Annotated in this window: 36 protein-coding genes; all 36 read left to right on the plus strand. The window is 65.4% G+C overall.

Annotated elements, in window-relative coordinates:
• Positions 1–173 precede the first annotated feature (173 nt).
• On the plus strand, positions 174–545 hold the full coding sequence (gene rpsL / locus OG884_RS21455) for a 30S ribosomal protein S12 (RefSeq protein WP_012887826.1): 372 nt from the start codon (positions 174–176) through the stop codon (positions 543–545).
• A gap of 2 nt (positions 546–547) precedes the next feature.
• Positions 548–1,018, plus strand: coding sequence for a 30S ribosomal protein S7 (gene rpsG, locus OG884_RS21460; RefSeq protein ID WP_012887827.1), 471 nt, complete (start codon positions 548–550; stop codon positions 1,016–1,018).
• 87 nt (positions 1,019–1,105) lie between these two features.
• Entirely contained in the window at positions 1,106–3,154 is a 2,049-nt protein-coding gene (fusA, locus tag OG884_RS21465; protein ID WP_442811733.1) for an elongation factor G, read from the plus strand.
• Between the two features lie 305 nt (positions 3,155–3,459).
• A complete protein-coding gene (gene tuf / locus OG884_RS21470) occupies positions 3,460–4,653 on the plus strand; it encodes an elongation factor Tu (protein ID WP_326635517.1) in 1,194 nt (397 codons plus the stop codon).
• Positions 4,654–4,986: 333 nt separating this feature from the next.
• A complete protein-coding gene (rpsJ, locus tag OG884_RS21475; RefSeq protein ID WP_030912931.1) occupies positions 4,987–5,295 on the plus strand; it encodes a 30S ribosomal protein S10 in 309 nt (102 codons plus the stop codon).
• A 14-nt stretch (positions 5,296–5,309) separates the two neighbouring features.
• A complete protein-coding gene (gene rplC / locus OG884_RS21480; protein ID WP_326635519.1) occupies positions 5,310–5,963 on the plus strand; it encodes a 50S ribosomal protein L3 in 654 nt (217 codons plus the stop codon).
• Positions 5,960–6,607: a 50S ribosomal protein L4 gene (gene rplD / locus OG884_RS21485; protein WP_326635521.1), complete on the plus strand. Its 648-nt coding sequence runs from the start codon at positions 5,960–5,962 to the stop codon at positions 6,605–6,607. Before rplC ends, rplD begins: the two co-directional genes overlap by 4 nt.
• The gene (gene rplW, locus OG884_RS21490; protein ID WP_030912923.1) at positions 6,607–6,909 is read left to right on the plus strand and encodes a 50S ribosomal protein L23; all 303 of its coding nucleotides are present in this window, start codon (positions 6,607–6,609) and stop codon (positions 6,907–6,909) included. The genes rplD and rplW overlap by 1 nt, the downstream gene beginning before the upstream one ends.
• Before the next feature lie 91 nt (positions 6,910–7,000).
• On the plus strand, positions 7,001–7,837 hold the full coding sequence (rplB, locus tag OG884_RS21495; protein ID WP_271220144.1) for a 50S ribosomal protein L2: 837 nt from the start codon (positions 7,001–7,003) through the stop codon (positions 7,835–7,837).
• Positions 7,838–7,848: 11 nt separating this feature from the next.
• Positions 7,849–8,127 carry a 30S ribosomal protein S19 gene (rpsS, locus tag OG884_RS21500; RefSeq protein WP_012887835.1) on the plus strand — a complete coding sequence of 93 codons (279 nt, stop codon included), beginning with the start codon at positions 7,849–7,851 and terminating at the stop codon, positions 8,125–8,127.
• A 102-nt stretch (positions 8,128–8,229) separates the two neighbouring features.
• The gene (rplV, locus tag OG884_RS21505) at positions 8,230–8,583 is read left to right on the plus strand and encodes a 50S ribosomal protein L22 (RefSeq protein ID WP_030912916.1); all 354 of its coding nucleotides are present in this window, start codon (positions 8,230–8,232) and stop codon (positions 8,581–8,583) included.
• Positions 8,583–9,440, plus strand: a complete 858-nt coding sequence (gene rpsC / locus OG884_RS21510) for a 30S ribosomal protein S3 (RefSeq protein ID WP_326635525.1) — start codon at positions 8,583–8,585, stop codon at positions 9,438–9,440. Before rplV ends, rpsC begins: the two co-directional genes overlap by 1 nt.
• 2 nt (positions 9,441–9,442) lie before the next feature.
• A complete protein-coding gene (gene rplP, locus OG884_RS21515; protein WP_030912912.1) occupies positions 9,443–9,862 on the plus strand; it encodes a 50S ribosomal protein L16 in 420 nt (139 codons plus the stop codon).
• Positions 9,862–10,098: a 50S ribosomal protein L29 gene (rpmC, locus tag OG884_RS21520; RefSeq protein ID WP_030912909.1), complete on the plus strand. Its 237-nt coding sequence runs from the start codon at positions 9,862–9,864 to the stop codon at positions 10,096–10,098. Before rplP ends, rpmC begins: the two co-directional genes overlap by 1 nt.
• Positions 10,091–10,372, plus strand: a complete 282-nt coding sequence (gene rpsQ, locus OG884_RS21525) for a 30S ribosomal protein S17 (protein ID WP_326635528.1) — start codon at positions 10,091–10,093, stop codon at positions 10,370–10,372. The genes rpmC and rpsQ overlap by 8 nt, the downstream gene beginning before the upstream one ends.
• A 180-nt stretch (positions 10,373–10,552) precedes the next feature.
• Positions 10,553–10,921: a 50S ribosomal protein L14 gene (gene rplN, locus OG884_RS21530; protein ID WP_012887841.1), complete on the plus strand. Its 369-nt coding sequence runs from the start codon at positions 10,553–10,555 to the stop codon at positions 10,919–10,921.
• An 8-nt stretch (positions 10,922–10,929) separates the two neighbouring features.
• A complete protein-coding gene (gene rplX / locus OG884_RS21535) occupies positions 10,930–11,226 on the plus strand; it encodes a 50S ribosomal protein L24 (protein ID WP_063766231.1) in 297 nt (98 codons plus the stop codon).
• Positions 11,226–11,795, plus strand: coding sequence for a 50S ribosomal protein L5 (gene rplE / locus OG884_RS21540; RefSeq protein WP_030912902.1), 570 nt, complete (start codon positions 11,226–11,228; stop codon positions 11,793–11,795). Before rplX ends, rplE begins: the two co-directional genes overlap by 1 nt.
• A 2-nt stretch (positions 11,796–11,797) precedes the next feature.
• A complete protein-coding gene (locus OG884_RS21545) occupies positions 11,798–11,983 on the plus strand; it encodes a type Z 30S ribosomal protein S14 (RefSeq protein ID WP_012887844.1) in 186 nt (61 codons plus the stop codon).
• A gap of 146 nt (positions 11,984–12,129) precedes the next feature.
• A complete protein-coding gene (gene rpsH / locus OG884_RS21550) occupies positions 12,130–12,528 on the plus strand; it encodes a 30S ribosomal protein S8 (protein ID WP_030912900.1) in 399 nt (132 codons plus the stop codon).
• Between the two features lie 17 nt (positions 12,529–12,545).
• Positions 12,546–13,088, plus strand: coding sequence for a 50S ribosomal protein L6 (gene rplF, locus OG884_RS21555; RefSeq protein ID WP_326635533.1), 543 nt, complete (start codon positions 12,546–12,548; stop codon positions 13,086–13,088).
• Positions 13,089–13,090: 2 nt separating this feature from the next.
• Entirely contained in the window at positions 13,091–13,474 is a 384-nt protein-coding gene (gene rplR / locus OG884_RS21560) for a 50S ribosomal protein L18 (protein ID WP_326635535.1), read from the plus strand.
• 61 nt (positions 13,475–13,535) lie between these two features.
• The gene (rpsE, locus tag OG884_RS21565) at positions 13,536–14,168 is read left to right on the plus strand and encodes a 30S ribosomal protein S5 (protein ID WP_326635537.1); all 633 of its coding nucleotides are present in this window, start codon (positions 13,536–13,538) and stop codon (positions 14,166–14,168) included.
• Between the two features lie 3 nt (positions 14,169–14,171).
• Positions 14,172–14,354 carry a 50S ribosomal protein L30 gene (gene rpmD / locus OG884_RS21570; RefSeq protein ID WP_030912892.1) on the plus strand — a complete coding sequence of 61 codons (183 nt, stop codon included), beginning with the start codon at positions 14,172–14,174 and terminating at the stop codon, positions 14,352–14,354.
• 2 nt (positions 14,355–14,356) lie between these two features.
• Positions 14,357–14,812 (plus strand): 50S ribosomal protein L15, encoded by a 456-nt coding sequence (rplO, locus tag OG884_RS21575; RefSeq protein ID WP_326635539.1) that lies wholly within the window; start codon positions 14,357–14,359, stop codon positions 14,810–14,812.
• Between the two features lie 176 nt (positions 14,813–14,988).
• Complete coding sequence (gene secY, locus OG884_RS21580) at positions 14,989–16,308, plus strand: preprotein translocase subunit SecY (protein WP_326635540.1); 1,320 nt, start codon at positions 14,989–14,991, stop codon at positions 16,306–16,308.
• Positions 16,308–16,958 carry an adenylate kinase gene (locus tag OG884_RS21585; RefSeq protein ID WP_326635542.1) on the plus strand — a complete coding sequence of 217 codons (651 nt, stop codon included), beginning with the start codon at positions 16,308–16,310 and terminating at the stop codon, positions 16,956–16,958. Before secY ends, OG884_RS21585 begins: the two co-directional genes overlap by 1 nt.
• Positions 16,959–17,081: 123 nt before the next feature.
• The gene (gene map / locus OG884_RS21590; RefSeq protein WP_326635544.1) at positions 17,082–17,900 is read left to right on the plus strand and encodes a type I methionyl aminopeptidase; all 819 of its coding nucleotides are present in this window, start codon (positions 17,082–17,084) and stop codon (positions 17,898–17,900) included.
• Between the two features lie 50 nt (positions 17,901–17,950).
• Positions 17,951–18,388 carry a DUF1707 domain-containing protein gene (locus OG884_RS21595; RefSeq protein WP_326635546.1) on the plus strand — a complete coding sequence of 146 codons (438 nt, stop codon included), beginning with the start codon at positions 17,951–17,953 and terminating at the stop codon, positions 18,386–18,388.
• Between the two features lie 428 nt (positions 18,389–18,816).
• Positions 18,817–19,038: a translation initiation factor IF-1 gene (gene infA, locus OG884_RS21600; protein WP_012887858.1), complete on the plus strand. Its 222-nt coding sequence runs from the start codon at positions 18,817–18,819 to the stop codon at positions 19,036–19,038.
• 23 nt (positions 19,039–19,061) lie between these two features.
• Positions 19,062–19,175 carry a 50S ribosomal protein L36 gene (gene rpmJ / locus OG884_RS21605; protein WP_003956441.1) on the plus strand — a complete coding sequence of 38 codons (114 nt, stop codon included), beginning with the start codon at positions 19,062–19,064 and terminating at the stop codon, positions 19,173–19,175.
• Positions 19,176–19,385: 210 nt separating this feature from the next.
• Positions 19,386–19,766: a 30S ribosomal protein S13 gene (rpsM, locus tag OG884_RS21610; protein WP_012887859.1), complete on the plus strand. Its 381-nt coding sequence runs from the start codon at positions 19,386–19,388 to the stop codon at positions 19,764–19,766.
• Between the two features lie 45 nt (positions 19,767–19,811).
• The gene (gene rpsK, locus OG884_RS21615) at positions 19,812–20,216 is read left to right on the plus strand and encodes a 30S ribosomal protein S11 (RefSeq protein WP_012887860.1); all 405 of its coding nucleotides are present in this window, start codon (positions 19,812–19,814) and stop codon (positions 20,214–20,216) included.
• 19 nt (positions 20,217–20,235) lie between these two features.
• A complete protein-coding gene (gene rpsD, locus OG884_RS21620; RefSeq protein WP_030912875.1) occupies positions 20,236–20,862 on the plus strand; it encodes a 30S ribosomal protein S4 in 627 nt (208 codons plus the stop codon).
• A 99-nt stretch (positions 20,863–20,961) separates the two neighbouring features.
• Complete coding sequence (locus OG884_RS21625) at positions 20,962–21,978, plus strand: DNA-directed RNA polymerase subunit alpha (protein WP_089210160.1); 1,017 nt, start codon at positions 20,962–20,964, stop codon at positions 21,976–21,978.
• Positions 21,979–22,067: 89 nt separating this feature from the next.
• A complete protein-coding gene (gene rplQ, locus OG884_RS21630) occupies positions 22,068–22,661 on the plus strand; it encodes a 50S ribosomal protein L17 (protein ID WP_326635551.1) in 594 nt (197 codons plus the stop codon).
• Positions 22,662–22,701: the final 40 nt, after the last annotated feature.

The following is a 22,701-nucleotide window of genomic DNA, read 5'->3' on the forward strand; positions in this document are numbered from 1 at the left end:
GCGTCGCATGGCCTCCTCCACCGGACCGGCTTTGACCGGGAAGTGGCGCGACAAGTGCGCGACACGCCCGACCGCGTGGGTCGGAGGGGATGAAAGAACCGCAGGTCATGACACCGGCAGCACCTGCAAAATGCACGACATTCGATTAACCGGCTAGCACGAACGGAGACGCGGTGCCCACGATTCAGCAGCTGGTCCGCAAGGGCCGCCAGGACAAGGTCACCAAGACCAAGACCCCGGCGCTCAAGGCCAGCCCTCAGCGACGCGGCACCTGCATGCGCGTTTACACCACGACCCCCAAGAAGCCGAACTCCGCCCTCCGCAAGGTCGCGCGTGTCCGGCTCACCAACGGCATCGAGGTCACGGCCTACATCCCCGGTGTTGGTCACAACCTCCAGGAGCACTCCATCGTGCTCGTCCGCGGTGGTCGTGTGAAGGACCTGCCGGGTGTTCGCTACAAGATCATCCGTGGTTCGCTCGACACCCAGGGTGTCCGTAACCGCAAGCAGGCCCGTAGCCGTTACGGCGCGAAGAAGGAGAAGTAGGAATGCCTCGCAAGGGTTCTCCTGGCCGTCGTCAGCTCATGGCTGACCCGGTTCACAACTCGCCCCTGGTCACCGCGCTCATCAACAAGGTGCTCCTGGACGGCAAGCGATCCATCGCTCAGTCCATCGTGTACGGCGCCCTCGAAGGTGCCAAGGAGAAGACCGGCAACGACCCGGTCGTCACCCTGAAGCGCGCGCTGGACAACGTCAAGCCCACCCTTGAGGTCCGCAGCCGCCGTGTCGGTGGCGCGACCTACCAGGTTCCGGTCGAGGTGCGCGCCGCGCGTAGCACCACCCTGGCCCTGCGTTGGCTGGTGCAGTACTCCCGCGCCCGCCGCGAGAAGACCATGACCGAGCGCCTCATGAACGAACTGCTCGATGCCAGCAACGGCCTCGGCGCAAGCGTCAAGAAGCGTGAGGACACCCACAAGATGGCCGAGTCCAACAAGGCCTTCGCCCACTACCGCTGGTAACAGCGGCTTCGACGAGACGACGAGGACGCGAGAGAAGTGGCCACCACGACCGCTCTTGACCTGGCCAAGGTCCGCAACATCGGGATCATGGCTCACATCGACGCGGGCAAGACCACGACGACTGAGCGCATCCTGTTCTACACCGGTATCAACTACAAGATCGGTGAGGTCCACGAGGGCGCAGCCACGATGGACTGGATGGAGCAGGAGCAGGAGCGTGGTATCACCATCACCTCCGCTGCCACGACCTGCGAGTGGCTTGGCCACACGATCAACATCATCGACACGCCGGGTCACGTGGACTTCACGATCGAGGTGGAGCGCTCGCTCCGCGTCCTCGACGGTGCCGTCGCCGTGTTCGACGGCGTTGCAGGCGTCGAACCCCAGTCCGAGACGGTGTGGCGTCAGGCCGACCGTTACGAAGTGCCCAGGATCTGCTTCGTCAACAAGCTGGACCGGGTCGGCGCGGAGTTCCACCGCTGCGTCGACATGATGGTCAGCCGTCTGAACGCGACCCCCGCCGTCGTCCAGCTTCCCTGGGGCGTCGAGGCCGACTTCAAGGGCGTCATCGACCTGGTCAAGATGAAGGGCCTGTACTGGGGCACCGAGACGGCCAAGGGCGAGATGTACGAGGTCGTGGACATCCCGGAGGAGTACTCCGAGGCTGCTCGCGAGTGGCGTGACAAGCTGGTCGAGACGGTCGCCGAGAACGACGACGAGCTGATGGAGCTCTTCCTGGAGGGCGTCGAGCCCACCGAGGAGCAGCTGGTCGCGGCCATCCGCCGAGCCACGCTGGCCAGCGCCATCAACCCGGTCCTGACCGGCACCGCGTTCAAGAACAAGGGCATTCAGCCCCTGCTCGACGCGATCGTCGCCTACCTTCCCGCCCCGACCGACATCCCGGCCTTCAAGGGCCACGCGGTCGGCAAGGAAGAGGAGATCATCGAGCGTCACGCGGACGTGAAGGAGCCGTTCTCCGCGCTGGCCTTTAAGATCATGAGCGACCAGCACCTGGGCCGTCTCACCTACATCCGCATCTACTCGGGCACGCTCGAGACCGGCACCGCCGTGGTCAACTCGGTGAAGGGCCGCAAGGAGCGGATCGGCAAGATCTACCAGATGCACGCCAACAAGCGCGAGGAGCGCCCGTCGGCCGTCGCCGGTCAGATCGTCGCCGTCATGGGACTCAAGGACACCACCACCGGTGACACCCTGGCAGACCCGGCTCACCCCGTGGTGCTGGAGTCGATGAACTTCCCGGCGCCGGTCATCAGCGTCGCCATCGAGCCCAAGACCAAGGGTGACCAGGAGAAGCTGGGCACCGCGATCCAGCGTCTGGCCGAGGAGGACCCGTCCTTCCAGGTCCGTCGTGACGATGAGACCGGGCAGACGGTCATCTGGGGTATGGGCGAGCTCCACCTGGAGATCCTCGTCGACCGGATGCGCCGCGAGTTCAAGGTCGAGGCCAACATCGGCCGGCCTCAGGTGGCCTACCGGGAGACCATCCGCCGCAAGGTGGAGAAGGTCGACTACGTCCACAAGAAGCAGACCGGTGGTTCCGGCCAGTTCGCCAAGGTCATCATCGACATTGAGCCGCTGGGCGAGGGCAACGACGGTTACGAGTTCGCGAACAAGGTCTCCGGTGGCCGCATCCCGAGGGAGTACATCCCCTCGGTCGACGCGGGCGCCCAGGAGGCGGCCGAGTTCGGTGTTCTCGCCGGCTACCCCATGGTCGGGGTCAAGGTCACCCTGCAGGACGGTGCCTACCACGAGGTGGACTCGTCCGAAATGGCCTTCAAGATCGCTGGCTCGATGGCCTTCAAGGAGGCCGCGCGCAAGGCGGACGCCGTAATCCTGGAGCCGATGATGGCCGTCGAGGTCACCACGCCCGAGGACTACATGGGTGACGTCATCGGTGACCTCAACGGTCGCCGCGGGCAGATCCAGGCGATGGACGAGCGCTCCGGCGCCCGAATCGTCAAGGCGCTCGTGCCGCTCTCTGAGATGTTCGGCTACGTGGGAGACCTCCGTAGCAAGACGCAGGGACGCGCGAGCTACAGCATGCAGTTCGACTCCTACGCGGAAGTGCCCGCGCACATCGCCAAGGAGATCGTCGCGAAGGTGCGGGGCGAGTAAGTCCAGCACCCACTTTGGTTGCGGGTAGCGAGGAGATCGTCGCCCCGCCACCGGAGGGGTGCGGGGCGAGTAAGTCCAGCACCCACTTTGGTTGCGGGTAGCGAGGAGATCGTCGCCCCGCCACCGGAGGGGTGCAGGGCAGGCAAGTCCGGCATCCAACCCGGCGCCGGAGGCGAGGAGACTCGCGATCGGTTGCCGGGGGTGTGGGGCGAGAGCTTTCTCGTGGGCCGGTTCCGAGAGGGATCGGCCTCCCCAAACCCGAATATGAAGACGCAAGTCACGTCAGAATCTCTAAGGAGAGAGCAGTGGCCAAGGCCAAGTTCGAGCGGACCAAGCCGCACGTAAACATCGGCACCATTGGGCACATCGACCACGGCAAGACCACTCTGACCGCGGCGATCACCAAGGTGCTCCACGAGCGTTTCCCGAACCTCAACGAGGCGACCCCGTTCGACAAGATCGACAAGGCGCCCGAGGAGAAGGCTCGTGGTATCACGATCTCCATCGCGCACGTCGAGTACCAGACGGAGAAGCGCCACTACGCCCACGTGGACTGCCCCGGTCACGCCGACTACGTGAAGAACATGATCACCGGTGCGGCTCAGATGGACGGTGCGATCCTCGTGGTCGCCGCCACCGACGGTCCGATGCCGCAGACGAAGGAGCACGTCCTCCTGGCCCGCCAGGTCGGCGTCCCCTACATCGTCGTGGCCCTCAACAAGTCCGACATGGTGGACGACGAGGAGATCCTGGAGCTCGTCGAGCTCGAGGTCCGCGAGCTTCTCTCGGCCCAGGAGTTCCCCGGCGACGACCTGCCGGTCGTCCGCGTCTCGGCGCTGAAGGCGCTTGAGGGCGACGCCAAGTGGGGCGACTCGATCATCGAGCTCATGGCCGCGGTGGACGAGAACGTCCCCGAGCCGGTCCGTGAGACCGACAAGCCGTTCCTGATGCCGGTCGAGGACGTCTTCTCGATCACCGGTCGCGGCACGGTCGTCACCGGTCGTATCGAGCGCGGCATCGTCAAGGTCAGCGAGACCGTCGACATCATCGGCATCAAGGAGACCAAGACCACCACCACGGTCACCGGTGTCGAGATGTTCCGCAAGCTCCTCGACGAGGGCCAGGCGGGTGACAACGTCGGTCTGCTCCTGCGCGGCATCAAGCGCGAGGACGTCGAGCGCGGCCAGTGCATCATCAAGCCGGGCACGACCACCCCGCACACCGAGTTCGAGGCCCAGGTCTACATCCTGAGCAAGGACGAGGGCGGCCGCCACACGCCGTTCTTCAACAACTACCGCCCGCAGTTCTACTTCCGTACGACTGACGTGACCGGCGTGGTGAACCTCCCCGAGGGCACCGAGATGGTCATGCCGGGCGACAACACCGAGATGAACGTCGCGCTCATCCAGCCCATCGCGATGGAGGACGGTCTCAAGTTCGCCATCCGTGAGGGTGGCCGCACCGTCGGTGCGGGTCGAGTGACCAAGATCATCAAGTAGCACGATCGTGGAGTGGCGGTCGGCCCTCAACGCAGGGCCGGCCGCTTCCCCACGAGGGGGCCGCGCCGCAGGGCGCGAACCCTGGCAGGGACCCCACGAACCGTGATCTCGCAGTTGGTTCGGCCGAACGATGACCGAAGTAACTGCCAGATCACGGAAGAAAGCGCGGACTTACAGCGTCTGCTACGTGGGGCATGTGCGGAGAACGTCGCCCCAGGGCGAAGTGGGCTCCGCACAACGTGGAGGGGACGTCCAAGGCGACCCCGGCCATGACACAGCGGCAACAGCCGCACGTAACTTTTTCAGACGACAGTGAAGGACACCGAGGCCATTATGGCGGGACAGAAGATCCGCATTCGGCTCAAGGCCTATGACCACGAGGTCATCGACGTCTCGGCCAAGAAGATCGTCGAGACGGTGACAAGGACTGGCGCCAAGGTCGCGGGCCCGGTGCCGCTGCCGACCGAGAAGAACGTGTACTGCGTCATCCGCTCGCCGCACAAGTACAAGGACAGCCGCGAGCACTTTGAGATGCGCACGCACAAGCGGCTGATTGACATCATCGATCCGACGCCGAAGACGGTCGACTCGCTCATGCGACTCGACCTTCCCGCCGGCGTTGACATCTCGATCAAGCTCTGAGGGAACGCACTGACATGGCTAAGCAGATCAAGGGCGTCCTGGGCAAGAAGCTCGGCATGACCCAGGTCTTCGACGCGGACAACCGGATGGTCCCGGTGACCGTCGTCGAGGCTGGTCCGTGCGTCGTGACCCGCGTCCGCACCGCTGAGAAGGACGGCTACACCGCCGTCCAGCTGGGCTTCGGGCAGGTCGACCCGCGGAAGGTCAACAAGCCGCTCGGCGACTACCTGCGCAAGCACGACATCACCCCGCGCCGTTACTTCGCGGAGATCCGCACTGACGACGTGAGCGAGTACACCCTGGGCCAGGAGCTCTCGGCCGACACCTTCGAGGCCGGCCAGTACGTCGATGTGACGGGCAAGAGCAAGGGCAAGGGGTACGCGGGTGTCATGAAGCGTCACGGCTTCAAGGGCCTGGGTGCCTCGCACGGTACGCAGCGCAAGCACCGCTCGCCGGGTTCCATCGGTGGCTGCGCCACCCCGGGCCGCGTTTTCAAGGGCGTGCGCATGGCCGGCCGGATGGGCAACGTCCGCACGACCGTCCAGAGCCTCAAGGTTCACGCCGTGGACGCCGAGAAGGGCCTCATCCTGATCAAGGGTGCGATCCCCGGCGCCAACGGCAGCCTGGTTCTGGTCCGCACCGCCGCCAAGAAGGGGGCTGCCAAGTGAGCACCATTGACGTCCTCGACGTGAGCGGCGACAAGGCCGGGACCGTCGACCTGCCGGAGGACATCTTCGGCACGAAGGTCAACATTCCGCTGATCCACCAGGTCGTCGTGGCCCAGCTCGCCGCTCGCCGGCAGGGCACCCACAAGGCCAAGACCCGTGGTGAGGTCAGTGGCGGCGGCAAGAAGCCGTACCGCCAGAAGGGCACCGGCCGCGCCCGTCAGGGCTCGACCCGCGCTCCGCAGTTCACCGGCGGTGGCACCGTCCACGGCCCGGTTCCGCGGGACTACTCGCAGAAGACTCCCAAGAAGATGAAGGCCGCCGCCCTGCGCGGGGCCCTGTCCGACAGGGCGACCGGCGGCCGCGTTCACGTGGTCAGCGGTCTGGTCACGGGGGAGACCCCGAAGACCAAGGCGGCTCTTGAGTCGCTTCGCAGGATCACCAAGGCCCGTAGCGTCCTGGTCGTCGTCGACGAGGGTGACGAGCTCAGCTGGCTGAGCCTGCGCAACGCTCCCGAGGTCCACCTGCTGGACGCCGGGCAGCTCAACACCTACGACGTGCTCTGCCACGACGACGTCGTTTTCACTCAGGCGGCGTACGACCAGGTCGTCGCGCGTCTGAGCAAGAGCGGGAAGGAAGACGCCTGATGGAGAAGATCGCCGACCCGCGCGACATCATCATCAAGCCGGTTGTCTCCGAGAAGAGCTACGGCCTGATCGACGAGCACAACAAGTACACGTTCCTGGTGCGGAAGACGGCCAACAAGACGCAGGTCAAGATCGCTGTTGAGAAGATCTTCGGCGTCAAGGTGGCCAGCGTCAACACCATCAACCGCCAGGGCAAGCGTAAGCGGACCAGGTTCGGCTACGGCCAGCGTCCGGCTACCAAGCGGGCGATCGTCAGCCTGGTCGAAGGCGACCGGATTGACATCTTCGGCCAGATCGGCTGACGCGCTCGCTCAGTAAGTACAGGGAGAAAGCCCCTCACCGCCAGGTGAGGGGCGTTCGACCGGATTAACCGACGAAGGATGAACGAAAAAGATGGGCATCCGTAAACTCAAGCCGACGACCCCGGGTCGCCGCGGCGCCAGCGTCTCGGACTTTGCCGAGATCACGCGCAGCACGCCCGAGAAGTCGCTGCTTGCACCCCTGCACAGCAAGGGTGGCCGTAACGTCCACGGCCGTGTCACCACCCGTCACCAGGGCGGTGGCCACAAGCGCGCCTACCGGATCATCGATTTCCGGCGTCACGACAAGGACGGGATCCCGGCCAAGGTCGCTCACATCGAGTACGACCCGAACCGCACCTCCCGTATCGCGCTGCTGCACTACGCCGACGGGGAGAAGCGCTACATCCTCTGCCCGACCGGCCTCAAGCAGGGCGACAAGATCGAGAACGGCCCCACGGCCGACATCAAGCCGGGCAACTGCCTCCCGCTGCGCAACATCCCGACCGGTACCTTCATCCACGCGGTGGAGCTCCGTCCGGGCGGTGGCGCCAAGCTGGGCCGGTCCGCCGGCGCGCAGATTCAGCTCCTCGCCAAGGAGGGCCAGTACGCCACGCTGCGTATGCCCTCCGGTGAGATGCGCCAGGTCGACGTTCGCTGCCGGGCCTCCATCGGCCAGGTCGGCAACGCCGAGCAGGCCAACATCAACTGGGGTAAGGCCGGACGTATGCGGTGGAAGGGCAAGCGCCCCACCGTCCGCGGTGTCGCGATGAACCCGGTCGACCACCCGCACGGTGGTGGTGAGGGTAAGACCTCCGGCGGTCGTCACCCCGTCAACCCCAAGGGCAAGCCCGAGGGGCGTACTCGTGCGGCGAACAAGGCCAGCGACCGGCTGATCATCCGCCGTCGTACCAAGCGGAAGAAGCGGTAGGAGCAGCCAAAATGCCACGTAGCCTTAAGAAGGGTCCCTTCGTGGACGATCACCTTCAGAAGAAGGTGGATGTCCAGAACGAGAAGGGCACCAAAAACGTCATCAAGACGTGGTCGCGGCGCTCCATGATCGTGCCCGACATGCTCGGTCACACGATCGCCGTTCACGACGGCCGTAAGCACGTCCCGGTGTTCGTCACCGAGTCGATGATCGGTCACAAGCTGGGCGAGTTCGCGCCGACGCGGACCTTCCGCAGCCACGTCAAGGAAGACCGCCGCAGCCGGCGATAAGCGCCTTAGGGAGAGGACGTCGAACAGGGAACGGTCGGAGACGATCGTCAGCTGGCACGACGGACTCGCCCGATACGAAGCAGAAGGTAAGAGGAGTAAGCGATGGAAGCCAGGGCTCAGGCGCGGTTCGCGCGCCACACGCCCATGAAGGCCCGCCGCGTGGTGGACCTCATTCGCGGGCTGCCCGCTTCGGAGGCGCAGGCCGTGCTGCAGTTCGCTCCCCAGTCGGCGAGCGAGACCGTGTACAAGGTGCTGTCGAGCGCCATTGCCAACGCGGAGCACAATTTCAAGCTCGACCGTGACACGCTCTTCGTGAGCCGTGCCTGGGTCGACGAGGGCCCGACGCTGAAGCGGTTTCGTCCCCGTGCTCAGGGTCGCGCCTATCGGATCAACAAGCGGACCAGCCACATCACCGTGATCGTGGAGTCCCGCGAGCCGAAGGGGAGGACCCGCTAGTGGGTCAGAAGGTTAACCCGCACGGGTTCCGCCTCGGCATCACGACCGACTTCAAGAGCCGGTGGTATGCCGACAAGCTCTACAAGTCGTACGTTGCCGAGGATGTGGCGATCCGCCGCATGCTCAAGAAGGGCATGGAGCGGGCCGGCATCTCCAAGGTGGAGATCGAGCGGACCACCGACCGGGTTCAGGTCGACATTCACACCGCCCGTCCGGGCATCGTCATCGGCCGCCGCGGCGCCGAGGCGGACCGGATCCGCGGTGACCTCGAGAAGCTGACCAAGAAGCAGGTCCAGCTGAACATCCTCGAGGTCAAGAACCCTGAGATCGACGCTCAGCTCGTCGCTCAGGGTGTGGCCGAGCAGCTGTCCAGCCGTGTCTCGTTCCGCCGTGCCATGCGCAAGGCGATGCAGTCGGCGATGAAGAGCGGTGCCAAGGGCATCCGGGTGCAGTGCTCCGGCCGTCTTGGCGGCGCTGAGATGTCCCGTTCGGAGTTCTACCGCGAGGGCCGCGTGCCCCTGCACACCCTCCGTGCGGACATCGACTACGGCCTGTACGAGGCCCGTACCACCTTCGGCCGCATCGGCGTGAAGGTGTGGATCTACAAGGGTGAGGCTCCGACCAGCCGCGCCGAGCGCGAGGCGGCTGCCGCCGGTGCTCGTGCGGGCCAGCGTCGTGACCGCGACGACCGTCGCGGCCCCGGTGCCGGTGGCGGCGACCGTCCCCGTCGTGGTGCCGGTGGCGCCCGTCGTGGTGCCGGTGCCGGCCGTGGCGACCGCGCCCCCAGGACCGAGGCGGCCTCCCAGGCTGCCCCCGAGACCGGCCCGGCTGCGCAGCCGGGTGCTGAAGGGAGCTGACCATGCTGATCCCGCGCAGGGTCAAGCACCGTAAGCAGCACCGGCCCGACCGCCACGGCGCCGCCAAGGGCGGCACCAGGGTCGTGTTCGGCGAGTTCGGCATCCAGGCGATTGAGCACTCCTACGTGACCAACCGCCAGATCGAGTCGGCTCGTATCGCGATGACCCGTCACATCAAGCGTGGCGGAAAGGTCTGGATCAACATCTATCCGGACCGTCCCCTCACCAAGAAGCCCGCCGAGACCCGTATGGGTTCCGGTAAGGGTTCGCCGGAGTGGTGGATCGCCAACGTCAAGCCCGGCCGCATCATGTTCGAGCTGTCGGGTGTCGCCGAGCCGGTGGCTCGCGAAGCCCTGCGGCGTGCGATGCACAAGCTGCCGATGAAGTGCCGGTTCGTCAAGCGTGAAGTGGGTGAGGCGTGATGGCTAAGGGCCTGACCGCCGGTGAGCTGCGGGTGGAAGACCAGGACACCCTGGTCACGAAGCTGAAGGAAGCCAAGGAGGAGCTGTTCAACCTCCGCTTCCAGGCTGCGACCGGCCAGTTGGAGAGCCACGGGCGGCTACGTGCCGTTCGCCGCGAGATCGCCCGTATCTACACGGTGATGCGCGAGCGGGAGCTCGGAATCGTCACGGTAGAGAAGGAGTCGATTGATGGCTGAGGCCACGGAAACCACGACCGAGACGCGGAACTACCGCAAGACCCGTGAGGGTCTGGTCGTCAGCGACAAGATGGACAAGACTGTCGTGGTCGCTGTCGAGGACCGCGTCAAGCACCCCCTGTACGGCAAGGTCATCCGCAGGACGACCAAGTACAAGGCGCACGACGAGGCCAACACCTGTGGTGTCGGCGACCGCGTCCTCCTGATGGAGACCCGGCCGCTCTCCGCCAGCAAGCGCTGGCGGGTCATCGAGATCCTCGAGAAGGCCAAGTAGTTAACGCGCCTCGTGGGGGGTGACACCGTCACCCCCCACGAAGGCGTCCAAGGGGGCGAAGCGATCTTCGCTCCGCCTGCGCCGGCGGTCCCGCAAGGACTGTCGCCGGAGGACAAAGACCCAGCAGGTTCCGCAAGGCTCACCCACGGGTGAGAACCAGCGAGACAAACAGGAGTACAAGTGATCCAGCAGGAGTCGCGGCTCAAGGTCGCCGACAACACCGGTGCGAAGGAAGTCCTTTGCATCCGTGTGCTCGGTGGCTCGGGCCGGCGCTACGCGGGAATCGGCGACATCATCGTCGCCACGGTCAAGGACGCCATCCCGGGCGGCACCGTGAAGAAGGGCGATGTGGTCAAGGCCGTCATCGTCCGCACTGTCAAGGAGCGCCGCCGGCCCGACGGCTCCTACATCCGCTTCGACGAGAACGCCGCCGTCATCATCAAGGACAGCGGCGACCCCCGGGGCACTCGCATCTTCGGTCCCGTTGGTCGTGAGCTGCGTGACAAGAAGTTCATGCGGATCATCTCGCTCGCGCCGGAGGTGTTGTAATGCCGAAGCTGCATGTGAAAAAGGGTGACCTCGTACTGGTCATCGCCGGTAAGGACAAGGGTGCCAAGGGCCGGGTGATCGCCGCCCACCCGCGCGACGAGCGCGTGGTGGTCGAGGGCGTCAACATGGTCAAGAAGCACTCCAAGGAGACCAACCAGGGTCCGCGTGGCGCCAAGACCGGCGGCGTGCAGACCATGGAGGCTCCCATCCACGTGAGCAACGTCAAGAAGCTCAAGGATGACGACAAGCCCGCCAAGAAGGAGTCGGCCAAGGCTGCTTCCGAGGAGACGGGTGAGGACAACTGATGACCGCGAACACTGAAGAGCGGACCCTCCCGCGCCTCAAGCAGCGCTACCGCGAAGAGATCATCGCGAAGCTGAACGAGCAGTTCGGGTTCGAGAACATCATGCTGGTGCCCACCATCACCAAGATCAAGGTGAACATGGGCGTCGGCGAGGCCGCGCGTGACTCGAAGCTCATCGAAGGCGCCGTCCGCGACCTCACGGTGATCACCGGCCAGAAGCCGGCGGTCGTCCGCGCCCGCAAGTCCATCGCCCAGTTCAAGCTGCGCGAGGGCATGCCGATCGGCGCGCACGTCACGCTCCGTGGCGACCGCATGTGGGAGTTCCTCGACCGGCTGCTCTCGCTGGCGCTGCCCCGCATCCGTGACTTCCGCGGCCTGTCGCCCAAGCAGTTCGACGGCAACGGGAACTACACCTTCGGTCTCACCGAGCAGGTCATGTTCCACGAGATCGACCAGGACAAGGTCGACCGCCAGCGTGGTATGGACATCACGGTCGTGACCACCGCTAAGACCGACGACCAGGGCCGGGCGCTGCTGAAGCACCTCGGCTTCCCGTTCAAGGAGGCCTGATCATGGCGAAGACGTCGCTCAAGGTCAAGGCTGCTCGCAAGGCCAAGTTCGAGGTCCGGGCGTACACTCGGTGCTCGCGCTGTGGTCGTCCCCGCGCCGTCTACCGGAAGTTCGGCCTGTGCCGCATCTGCTTCCGCGAGATGGCGCACCGGGGCGAGCTGCCCGGCATCACCAAGTCGAGCTGGTAGCCGTCCGCGCGGCCCCGTGATCATCGCGGGTCCGCGCGTGGCACCGGCCACACATAGAAGTTCGTATTCACCGGGCGCCGACTACAGGCGCCCATGACCGCACCGAAGGTCCCCAGTGGAAACCGTGGTGAGGAAGGCCACCGGCCATGACGATGACCGACCCGATCGCAGACATGTTGACGCGTCTGCGAAACGCGAACTCGGCGTACCACGACAGCGTGGCGATGCCGTACTCGAAGATCAAGGCGCACATCGCCGAGATCCTCCAGCAGGAGGGTTACATCCAGGCCTGGACCGTCGAAGACGCCAAGGTCGGAAAGAACCTCGTGGTGGAGCTGAAGTTCGGGCCGAGCCGTGAGCGGTCGCTCGCGGGCCTGCGACGGGTTTCCAAGCCCGGCCTGCGGGTCTATGCAAAGAAGGACAACCTGCCCCGAGTCCTGGGCGGACTGGGCGTCGCGATCATTTCGACGTCCGGCGGTCTCATGACGGACAAGCAGGCCGGCAAGCGTGGAGTGGGCGGGGAAGTCCTCGCCTTCGTTTGGTAGAGGGGAGAACGAACAGCATGTCAAGAATCGGACGGCTGCCCATCCCCGTACCGAACGGAGTGGACGTCGCCATCGACGGCCGGGACGTCACGGTCAAGGGCCCCAAGGGCACGCTTTCGCTTACGGTCGCGGAACCCATCGCGATCGCCAAGGGTGATGACGGAACTCTCTCCGTCAGCCGCCCCAACGACGAGAACAAGGTCCGTGCGCTGCACGGTCTGTCCCGCACCCTGGTCGCCAACATGGTGACCGGTGTGACCCAGGGGTACTCGAAGTCCCTGGAGATCGTGGGCGTCGGTTACCGCGTGCAGGCCAAGAGCCCGACTCAGCTTGAGTTCGCTCTCGGCTTCAGCCACCCGGTGATCGTCGACGCCCCCGAGGGTGTCACCTTCCGCGTCGAGAAGCCGACGCTGTTCCATGTGGACGGCATCGACAAGCAGAAGGTCGGCGAGATCGCCGCGAACATCCGCAAGCTGCGCAAGCCCGACCCGTACAAGGGCAAGGGCGTGCGCTACCAGGGTGAAGTTATCCGCCGCAAGGTCGGAAAGGCTGGTAAGTAGGCATGGCTGGCAAGACTGCGTTCGGCAAGCACACGGCCGCCCGCGCCGTCTCGCGGGCCCGCCGCCACGGCCGAGTCCGCAAGAAGGTGGTCGGCACGGCCATGCGTCCGCGCCTGGTCGTCAACCGCTCCACGAGGCACCTCTTCGTGCAGATCGTCGACGACGCCCAGGGCCACACGCTGGTGAGCGCCTCCACCATGGACGCCTCCCTGCGCTCGGCCGAGGGCGCCAAGACCGACAAGGCCAAGCAGGTCGGCGAGCTTCTCGCTCAGCGGGCCAAGGCAGCCGGGATCACCGCGGTCGTGTTCGACCGGGGTGGCAACCGCTACGCGGGCCGCATCGCGGCTCTCGCGGACAGCGCCCGCGAAGGTGGACTGGAGTTCTGATGACTCCTTTCACCAGAGCGCAACCGATGGCCCGTCTTACGAATGAGAAGAGGAACCACTAATGGCTGGAGCTCCGCGTCGCGGTGGCGCCGCCGGTGGCGAGCGGCGTGACGGTCGTCGTGACGACCGCCGCGGTGGCAACGCTGACAAGGGCGTCTCGTACATCGAGCGCGTTGTGAAGATCAACCGAGTGGCCAAGGTCGTGAAGGGTGGTCGTCGCTTCAGCTTCACCGCCCTCGTCATCGTCGGTGACGGCAACGGCATGGTCGGTGTCGGCTACGGCAAGGCCAAGGAAGTGCCCGCGGCGATCGCCAAGGGTGTCGAAGAGGCCAAGAAGCACTTCTTCAAGGTGCCCCGTATCCAGGGCACCATCCCGCACATCGTGCAGGGCGAAGAGGCCGCCGGCGTCGTCTTCCTGCGTCCGGCGTCGCCCGGTACCGGTGTCATCGCCGGTGGTCCGGTGCGCGCCGTGCTGGAGTGCGCGGGCATCCACGACGTGCTGTCCAAGTCGCTCGGCTCGGACAACCCGATCAACATCGTGCACGCCACCGTGGCCGCTCTGAAGGGCCTCAGCCGCCCCGAGGAGATCGCGGCCCGCCGTGGCCTGCCGCTCGAGGACGTCGCCCCCAAGGCGATGCTCAAGGCTCGCGCCGAGGGTCTCGCGGAGGCCGCGGCGGCGAAGGCGGTGAGCTAGCCCATGGCACGCCTGAAGATTACCCAGGTCCGCTCGAAGATCGGTGGCAAGCAGAAGCAGCGTGACTCGCTGCGCTCGCTCGGTCTTAAGCGAATCGGCGACGTCGTCGTCAAGGAGGACCGCCCGGAGATCCGCGGCATGGTCTCCGTGGTGACGCACCTCGTCACCGTGGAAGAGGTCGACTAGACATGGCAGAGAACACTCCGCTCCGCATCCACCACCTGCGTCCGGCCCCCGGCGCCAACAAGTCGAAGGTCCGCAAGGGCCGCGGCGAGGCGTCCAAGGGCAAGACCGCGGGTCGTGGCACCAAGGGCACGAGGGCCAGGAACAAGGTTCCGCTCGGCTTCGAGGGTGGTCAGGTTCCGCTGCAGCGGCGCCTGCCCAAGTTCAAGGGCTTCTCCAACGCCCTGTTCAAGACGACCTACCAGGTCGTCAACCTTGACAGGCTTGGCGAGCTGTTCCCCGAGGGTGGCGACGTCACCGTCGAGGCACTGATCGCCAAGGGTGCGGTTCGCAAGAACCAGCTCGTCAAGGTTCTGGGAACCGGTGACATCTCCGTGGCGTTGAACGTGGAGGCGCACGCCTTCTCCGCCAGTGCCAAGGAGAAGATCGCTGCTGCCGGGGGCTCCGTCTCCGAGCTGTAGGCGTCATCACGCGGCGCGGGGGCTCGTAATGGGCTCCCGCGCCCGTAGTGCGTTAGAGTTCGCTGGACAGTGGGCCTCGACTCATTTCCTTGGGCTCATTGACTGGATATGGCAAAGATGGAACACCCCCGCACCATCGCTGACCGACCTCGCCTTTCAGGCGCGCAGGAGGGACCGTGCTGACCGCATTTACCCGAGCGTTCCGTACGCCGGACCTGCGTAAGAAGTTGCTCTTCACCTTGGGCATCATCGCGCTGTTCCGACTTGGGTCGGTCCTGCCGACTCCGGGTGTGCATACCGAGAACATCAGCCGTTGTCTCACCCAGGCGCAGGCGGGGGACGCGGGCAACATCTACGGAATGGTGCAGCTGTTCAGCGGCGGCGCCCTCCTGAAACTTTCAGTGTTCGCCCTCGGCATCATGCCGTACATCACCGCGAGCATCATTCTCCAGCTGCTCGTCGTGGTCATTCCGCGCCTGGAGGCCCTCAAGAAGGAGGGGCAGGCCGGACAGACCAAGATCACACAGTACACGCGTTACCTGACTGTCGGGCTGGCCATCCTGCAGTCGACCGCCTTCGTGGCTCTGGCCCGCGGCGGTCAGCTGTTCCCGCAGTGCCGCGAGGAGATCCTCCTCGACAAGGACAACGTCTTCGCCATCGTCACGATGGTGCTGACCATGACCGCCGGTACCGCCGTCGTCATGTGGCTGGGCGAGCTCGTCACCGACCGGGGCATCGGCAACGGCATGTCCATCCTGATCTTCACGCAGGTCATCGCCGTCTTCCCGTCCGAGCTGATGAACATCGCCAGGCAGAAGGGCGGCTTCGTCTTCGCCGTGGTCGTCGTCGTCGGTATCGCGATGATCGCCCTGGTCGTGATGGTGGAGCAGGCCCAGCGCCGGATCCCGGTGCAGTACGCCAAGCGCATGGTCGGCCGTCGGATGTACGGCGGGACGTCGACCTACATCCCGCTGAAGGTCAACCAGGCCGGCATCATCCCGGTCATCTTCGCCTCCTCGCTGCTCTACCTTCCGCAGCTGATCACGACGCTCTTCACGAACAGCCAGGAAGAGCCGAACCAGATCATCCAGTGGATCTCGCAGGAGTTCGGCGGCGCAGGGACCACCCCGACGTACATGATCACCTTCTTCCTGCTTATTGTGTTCTTCACGTACTTCTACGTGTCGATTACCTTCAACCCCGTTGAAGTCGCCGACAACATGAAGAAGTACGGTGGTTTCATCCCGGGCATCCGCCCGGGGCGCCCGACGGCTGAGTACTTGAACTATGTGCTCACGCGACTCACCGCTCCTGGCGCGTTGTATCTGGGCCTGATCTCCATGGTGCCGATCGTCGCGCTGGCGCTCGTCGGTGCGAGTCAGAACTTCCCGTTCGGAGGGACGAGCATTCTGATCATGGTTGGTGTCGGCCTTGACACCGTGAAGCAGATCGAAAGCCAGCTACAGCAGCGCAACTATGAAGGCTTCCTGAAGTAGTGCGCCTCGTCCTGGTCGGGCCCCCCGGAGCGGGTAAGGGGACACAGGCCCAGTTCGTTGCGTCGAACCTGTCGATCCCGAAGATTTCGACAGGTGACATCTTCCGTGCCAATGTCTCGGGCGGTACGGAGCTCGGCAAGCTTGCCAAGGAATACATGGACCGCGGTGACCTCGTACCCGATGAGGTCACCATCGCGATGGTCCGCGACCGACTCGCTGAGAAAGACGCGCAGGATGGTTTCCTGCTCGACGGCTTCCCCAGGAACGTGCCTCAGGCCGAGATCCTGAAGAAGATCCTCGCCGAGTTCGGAGCGGGTCTGGACATCGTCCTGGAGCTCGTGGTCGACGACGAGGAGGTCGTCCGCAGGCTCGCCGGGCGCCGCACCTGTGGCCAGTGCGGTCGTATCTGGCACGTCGACTTCGATGACAAGAAGGACGACATCTGCGACGCCTGCCAGGGGCGGCTGTACCAGCGGGACGACGACAAGGAGGAGACCGTCAGGCACCGCCTGGAGGTCTACCAGGAGCAGACCGCGCCCCTGGTCTCCTTCTACGCGGACGAGGGCATCCTGGTCGGCGTCGATGCCACCGGTCCGGTGGAAGAGATCACTCAGCGCGCTATGGAGGCACTGAACCCTTTCATCGGCTAGCGAAGCGATATGTGCCTTGCACGCCATCCATGGGAAGCCATGGGTGGCGTGCTGTCATTTAGGGCAGAATCTGGGGAATTGAGCTTCCGGACCGCCCGTTGAACCACCCCAGGGGGTGCGCACGTGTTCAAGAAGAACAAACACGGAATCCAGATGAAGACGCCCGAGCAACTGGAGAAGATGCGGGCGGCGGGCCTGGTGGTCGGCCGTACCCTGCAGTTGCTGCGGGAGAGCGTCCAGCCGGGCATGACGCCCATGGACCTCGACGCGATCGCGGAGAAGGCCATCAGGGGTGAGGGGGCGATCCCCTCCTTCAAGGGCTACCAGGGCTTCCCGGCGACCATCTGCGCGTCGGTCAACCACGAGGTGGTCCACGGCATCCCGAACGACCGCCGCGCGCTGCGGGAGGGCGATGTCATCTCGATCGACTGCGGTGCCATCCTGGACGGCTGGCACGGCGACTCGGCCATCACGGTCCCGATCGGCGAGGTGGATCCCAAGCTGACCGAGCTGATGCGGGTCACCGAGGAGGCGATGTGGCGGGGCATCGCCGCGCTCACCGCGGGCCGCCACCTGTCCGATATCGGCCACGAGGTGGAGAAGTACGTCCGCTCCCAGGGGCGCTACGGCATCCCGCAGGAGTACGGCGGGCACGGCATCGGCACCGAGATGCACATGGACCCGTGGGTGGCCAATCACGGCAAACCGGGTCGTGGCCCGCGTTTCGAGCCGGGCATGTGCTTCGCCATCGAACCGATGGTCAACCTGGGGACGGACAGGACCAAGGTGCTGGCCGACGACTGGACCGTGGTCACGATCGACGGGAAGGCCTCGGCACACTTCGAACACAGCGTCGCCGTGACACATAATGGACCTTGGGTGTTGACCGCACTTGACGGGGGAAAAGAGCGGCTTGCCGACTTGTTGGGAGACGCGGGCTAGATCAGGCCCGCAGCTGAGCGGATGTGGTTGATATGGCGGCTGGTCCGGAGATGCGAGCTTCCGATGGGGACCGCGACAAGGTCGCCTCGGTCCTGCGGGAGCACTACGCGCAGGGGCGCCTGACCACCGAGGAGTTCGACGAGCGCCTCGAACAGCTCTACACCAGCAAGACCTACGGCGAACTCGCCGTCCTCACCTCCGACCTTCCCGAGGTCGACCTGCGCCGGCTTCCAGAGACCCCCTCCCGCTCCCCTGAGCGGGCCAGGAAGCCCGGGCAGGGTAAGGGGCAGAACAAGGGGCTGGCGGCCGCCTGGGGCGTCTGGGCGACGGTCAGTGGTGTCAACTGGATGATCTGGCTCATCATCGGGGTGACAAACGGCTTCGACTTCCCCTACGCGTGGCCGCTGTGGATCATGGGCCCGTGGGGTGTGGTGTTGCTGGTGACGACCTTCCTCGCCGGGCCGGAGGAGGACGAGAAGCCGTCCTGAGGAGTGGGGGAAGGGCCACGGCGGATACCGGGTCGTCGGATGCCGGCCTGTGGCGTGGGCCGCCTCGGGATTCAGGTGGGACTCCGGATGGCCTCGACCGGGGCGGTCCGCTGGGAGATCCGGCCTGACCGGGCCGCCGGAGTGCTGGTCTGACCAGGCTGGACATGCCACAATGAGGCCACGGGCATTCGCGCGTCGAGCCGTGCCGTCCATCCCTTCAGGGATCTGCGGTATCCTTTGTAGCGGTTGTGTCAAGGTGCCGGCCGTGTGTTTCGCATTTCCTCGCCCGGTGCCGTACACTCCTTCTTCGGTTCACTATGACCATTGCGCGTCGGCGGTGTCGCAACCGCCGCTCTCATCGAAGCGCTGGGTCGCGGCTGCTTAGTGTTCCGAAGCCTCAGACGACCGATCAGTGAAACGCGAGGGACATGGCCAAGAAAGACGGCGCCATCGAGATCGAGGGCACTGTGGTTGAGTCGCTCCCGAACGCGATGTTCAGGGTGCAACTCGATAACGGCCATAAGGTCCTGGCCCACATCAGCGGGCGGATGCGGATGCACTACATCCGGATCCTTCCTGACGACAGGGTTGTCGTCGAACTGAGCCCCTACGACCTCAGTCGTGGGCGGATCGTCTACCGATACAAGTAAGCGTCTGAGGGACGAATAGGACTATGAAGGTCAAGCCGAGCGTCAAGAAGATCTGTGACAAGTGCAAGGTGATTCGCCGGCACGGTCGCGTCATGGTGATCTGCGACAACCTGCGCCACAAGCAGCGCCAGGGCTAGTCGTTCCAACAGGCCCCACGAGAGTCCGCTCCTAAGAGGAGGGCTCGGCACATGTGGGGTTTTCAAGGTAATCGCGTTTCACACCTGCGTCGGCGGCTCGCGCCGTACCCCGCAGGAGACCCCCGGTCGGAGGCCGGGGCCCTCACCCCGGGCATGGGGAGGGGAAGTGAGGCGTAGGACCTCCGCCACAACGAAGGAGAATGCCCGACCATGGCTCGCCTGGTTGGCGTCGACCTCCCCCGCGACAAGCGGCTGGAGATCGCTCTCACCTACATTTTCGGGATCGGCCGCACGCGCGCGCTCGAAACCCTCAAGGCCACCGGTGTGAACGGCGACCTCCGCGTTCACCAGCTCACGGACGAGGAACTCGTCCCGCTGCGCGACTACATCGAGGCGAACTACAAGATCGAGGGTGACCTCCGTCGCGAAGTTCAGGCCGACATCCGTCGCAAGATCGAGATTCAGTGCTACCAGGGCATCCGGCACCGCCGTGGCCTTCCCGTGCACGGTCAGCGCACGCAGACCAACGCACGCACCCGTAAGGGCAAGAAGAAGACCGTGGCCGGTAAGAAGAAGCCCGGTAAGAAGTAGTCCGCGTAGCCGCAGGACCGAAGACCTCAGGAGTGAAGGCAAAGAATGCCTCCTAAGAGCCGCCAGGGTGCACCGAAGAAGGTGCGCCGCAAGGAAAAGAAGAACGTCGCTCACGGGCACGCCCACATCAAGAGCACGTTCAACAACACGATCGTTTCGATCACCGACCCGAGTGGGAACGTGATCTCCTGGGCCAGTGCCGGCCACGTCGGGTTCAAGGGCTCTCGCAAGTCCACCCCGTTCGCCGCGCAGATGGCCGCGGAGAACGCCGCCCGCCGCGCCATGGAGCACGGCATGCGCAAGGTCGACGTCTTCGTCAAGGGCCCCGGCTCCGGTCGTGAGACCGCGATCCGCTCGCTGCAGGCGACGGGTCTTGAGGTCGGATCCATCCAGGACGTCACCCCCGTGCCGCACAACGGCTGCCGTCCGCCTAAGCGCCGTCGCGTCTGAGCCCAGGAGAAGATAGAAAATGGCTCGTTACACGGGTGCGGACTGCAAGCTCTGCCGTAGGGAGAAGACCAAGCTCTTCCTCAAGGGCAAGAAGTGCGAGTCCGCGAAGTGCCCCATCGAGATCCGTCCTTACCCGCCGGGTGAGCACGGCCGCGGCCGTCCCAAGGAGTCTGAGTACCAGCTCCAGCTTCGTGAGAAGCAGAAGACCCGCCGCATCTACGGCGTCCTCGAGAAGCAGTTCCACAACTACTACGAGGAAGCCAACCGCAAGACCGGCAAGACCGGTGAGAACCTCCTCCAGATCCTGGAGAGCCGTCTCGACAACGTGGTCTATCGCGCCGGTTTCGCCGAGTCGCGCGACGCCGCCCGCCAGCAGGTCCGTCACGGCCACATCCTGGTGAACGGCAAGAAGGTCGACATCCCGTCGTACCGGGTGCGCGAGCACGACATCGTCGAGGTCCGCGAGAAGTCGCGCAACCTCCTGCCCTACGAGGTGGCCCGCGCCACCGCCGGTGACAAGACGTACCCGGCGTGGCTCGGCGTCGTCCCGGACGCGCTGCGCGTCCTGGTCCACCAGCTCCCGGTCCGTCAGCAGATCGACACCCAGGTCCAGGAGCAGTTGATCGTCGAGCTCTACTCCAAGTAGCGGCTCCTCAGGTGCCGTGCGGCGATCTGCCGCACGGCACCTATGCTGTTGTTCGAGCGGCGTCAAATAGCGGGCGCCGTCATGCAAGGGAGATTTCACATGCTGATCGCTCAGCGTCCCTCCCTCCTCGAGGAGTCACTCGAGGAGACCCGGTCCAAGTTCATCATCGAGCCGCTGGAGCCGGGTTTCGGCTACACCATCGGCAACTCGCTGCGGCGCACGCTGCTGTCGTCCATCCCGGGCGCGGCGGTGACCAGCATCCGCATCGAGGGCGTGCTGCACGAGTTCACCACCGTGCCGGGTGTCAAGGAGGATGTCACCGACATCATCCTGAACCTCAAGGACCTGGTCGTCTCCTCCGAGCACGACGAGCCGGTGGTGATGTACCTGCGCAAGCAGGGCCCCGGTGACGTCACCGCCGCCGACATCGCGCCTCCGGCCGGTGTCGAGGTGCACAACCCCGAGCTGCGCATCGCCACCCTGAACGGCAAGGCGAAGCTGGAGATGGAGCTGACCGTCGAGCGCGGTCGCGGTTACGTCTCCGCCGCGCAGAACAAGCAGCCGGGCCAGGAGATCGGTCGCATCCCGATCGACTCCATCTACTCCCCGGTGCTCAAGGTCACCTACAAGGTCGAGGCGACCCGTGTCGAGCAGCGCACCGACTTCGACCGTCTGATCCTGGACGTCGAGACCAAGCCGTGCATGAAGCCCCGCGACGCGGTGGCCTCCGCGGGCAAGACCCTCGTCGAGCTGTTCGGCCTCGCCCGCGAGCTGAACGTCGAGGCCGAGGGCATCGACATCGGCCCGTCGCCGACGGACGCGGCCCTGGCCGCCGACCTGGCGCTGCCGATCGAGGAGCTGAACCTCACGGTCCGCTCCTACAACTGTCTCAAGCGCGAGGGCATCCACACCGTGGGTGAGCTCGTGGCGCGCAGCGAGCAGGACCTCCTCGATATAAGGAATTTCGGTGCGAAGTCCATCGAAGAGGTCAAGCAGAAGCTGCACGAGATGACGCTCGCGCTCAAGGACTCCCCGCCCGGGTTCGACCCGAGCGCGGTGGCCGGTGGCGGCTACGACGACGACGACAGCGCCTACGTCGAGACCGAGCAGTACTGATTTTTCTGTGACGGGGATCGTGAGCGACTCCCCGGCCCGACCCCGGTACCTCGTACGGCCGGGGCGGGTTTACTCCCAAGGAGAACGTTATGCCTAGGCCCACCAAGGGTGCCCGTCTCGGTGGCAGCCCGGCCCACGAGCGGCTGATCCTGGCGAACCTCGCCACCCAGCTGTTCCAGCACGGCCGGATCAAGACCACCGAGGCCAAGGCGAAGCGTCTGCGCCCGCTGGCGGAGAAGCTGATCACCAAGGCGAAGAAGGGCGACATGCACAACCGTCGCCAGGTGCTGACCGTCGTCCGGGACAAGGGCGTCGTCCACCACCTCTTCACCGAGATCGCCTCGACCTTCGCCGAGCGTCCCGGCGGCTACACCCGGATTACCAAGATCGGGCTTCGCAAGGGCGACGCCGCCCCGATGGCCGTGATCGAGCTGGTGTCCGAGCCGCTGAACACGGTTCGCGTCGGCCAGGCCAAGGCCGCCCCGGCCGCCAAGGTCGAGGAGACCAAGGTGGAGGAGGCCAAGGTGGAGGAGGCCAAGGTGGAGGAGGCCAAGGTCGAGGAGGCCAAGGTCGAGGAGACCGAGGTCGAGGAGACCGAGGTCGAGGGCGCCGAGGAGCCGAAGGCCGCTGAGGCGACCGAGGCTCCCGCCGAGGAGACCGAGGCCAAGAAGGACAACGCCTGATCTTTCAGGCCCCGTGAACGGGCCCGGCACTCCCTCCACC

This window comes from Streptosporangium sp. NBC_01755 (assembly GCF_035917995.1).
Lineage (GTDB): Bacteria > Actinomycetota > Actinomycetes > Streptosporangiales > Streptosporangiaceae > Streptosporangium.

Bases quoted from the DNA above. Each gene is read 5' to 3' on its own strand.
- rpsG (WP_012887827.1), top strand. From the start codon at position 548: ATGCCTCGCAAGGGTTCTCCTGGCCGTCGTCAGCTCATGGCTGACCCG.
- fusA (WP_442811733.1), top strand. From the start codon at position 1,106: ATGGCTCACATCGACGCGGGCAAGACCACGACGACTGAGCGCATCCTG.
- rpsJ (WP_030912931.1), top strand. From the start codon at position 4,987: ATGGCGGGACAGAAGATCCGCATTCGGCTCAAGGCCTATGACCACGAG.
- rplC (WP_326635519.1), top strand. From the start codon at position 5,310: ATGGCTAAGCAGATCAAGGGCGTCCTGGGCAAGAAGCTCGGCATGACC.
- rplW (WP_030912923.1), top strand. From the start codon at position 6,607: ATGGAGAAGATCGCCGACCCGCGCGACATCATCATCAAGCCGGTTGTC.
- rplB (WP_271220144.1), top strand. From the start codon at position 7,001: ATGGGCATCCGTAAACTCAAGCCGACGACCCCGGGTCGCCGCGGCGCC.
- rpsS (WP_012887835.1), top strand. From the start codon at position 7,849: ATGCCACGTAGCCTTAAGAAGGGTCCCTTCGTGGACGATCACCTTCAG.
- rplV (WP_030912916.1), top strand. From the start codon at position 8,230: ATGGAAGCCAGGGCTCAGGCGCGGTTCGCGCGCCACACGCCCATGAAG.
- rplP (WP_030912912.1), top strand. From the start codon at position 9,443: ATGCTGATCCCGCGCAGGGTCAAGCACCGTAAGCAGCACCGGCCCGAC.
- rpmC (WP_030912909.1), top strand. From the start codon at position 9,862: ATGGCTAAGGGCCTGACCGCCGGTGAGCTGCGGGTGGAAGACCAGGAC.
- rpsQ (WP_326635528.1), top strand. From the start codon at position 10,091: ATGGCTGAGGCCACGGAAACCACGACCGAGACGCGGAACTACCGCAAG.
- rplE (WP_030912902.1), top strand. From the start codon at position 11,226: ATGACCGCGAACACTGAAGAGCGGACCCTCCCGCGCCTCAAGCAGCGC.
- OG884_RS21545 (WP_012887844.1), top strand. From the start codon at position 11,798: ATGGCGAAGACGTCGCTCAAGGTCAAGGCTGCTCGCAAGGCCAAGTTC.
- rpsH (WP_030912900.1), top strand. From the start codon at position 12,130: ATGACGATGACCGACCCGATCGCAGACATGTTGACGCGTCTGCGAAAC.
- rplF (WP_326635533.1), top strand. From the start codon at position 12,546: ATGTCAAGAATCGGACGGCTGCCCATCCCCGTACCGAACGGAGTGGAC.
- rplR (WP_326635535.1), top strand. From the start codon at position 13,091: ATGGCTGGCAAGACTGCGTTCGGCAAGCACACGGCCGCCCGCGCCGTC.
- rpsE (WP_326635537.1), top strand. From the start codon at position 13,536: ATGGCTGGAGCTCCGCGTCGCGGTGGCGCCGCCGGTGGCGAGCGGCGT.
- rpmD (WP_030912892.1), top strand. From the start codon at position 14,172: ATGGCACGCCTGAAGATTACCCAGGTCCGCTCGAAGATCGGTGGCAAG.
- rplO (WP_326635539.1), top strand. From the start codon at position 14,357: ATGGCAGAGAACACTCCGCTCCGCATCCACCACCTGCGTCCGGCCCCC.
- OG884_RS21595 (WP_326635546.1), top strand. From the start codon at position 17,951: ATGCGAGCTTCCGATGGGGACCGCGACAAGGTCGCCTCGGTCCTGCGG.
- infA (WP_012887858.1), top strand. From the start codon at position 18,817: ATGGCCAAGAAAGACGGCGCCATCGAGATCGAGGGCACTGTGGTTGAG.
- rpmJ (WP_003956441.1), top strand. From the start codon at position 19,062: ATGAAGGTCAAGCCGAGCGTCAAGAAGATCTGTGACAAGTGCAAGGTG.
- rpsM (WP_012887859.1), top strand. From the start codon at position 19,386: ATGGCTCGCCTGGTTGGCGTCGACCTCCCCCGCGACAAGCGGCTGGAG.
- rpsK (WP_012887860.1), top strand. From the start codon at position 19,812: ATGCCTCCTAAGAGCCGCCAGGGTGCACCGAAGAAGGTGCGCCGCAAG.
- rpsD (WP_030912875.1), top strand. From the start codon at position 20,236: ATGGCTCGTTACACGGGTGCGGACTGCAAGCTCTGCCGTAGGGAGAAG.
- OG884_RS21625 (WP_089210160.1), top strand. From the start codon at position 20,962: ATGCTGATCGCTCAGCGTCCCTCCCTCCTCGAGGAGTCACTCGAGGAG.
- rplQ (WP_326635551.1), top strand. From the start codon at position 22,068: ATGCCTAGGCCCACCAAGGGTGCCCGTCTCGGTGGCAGCCCGGCCCAC.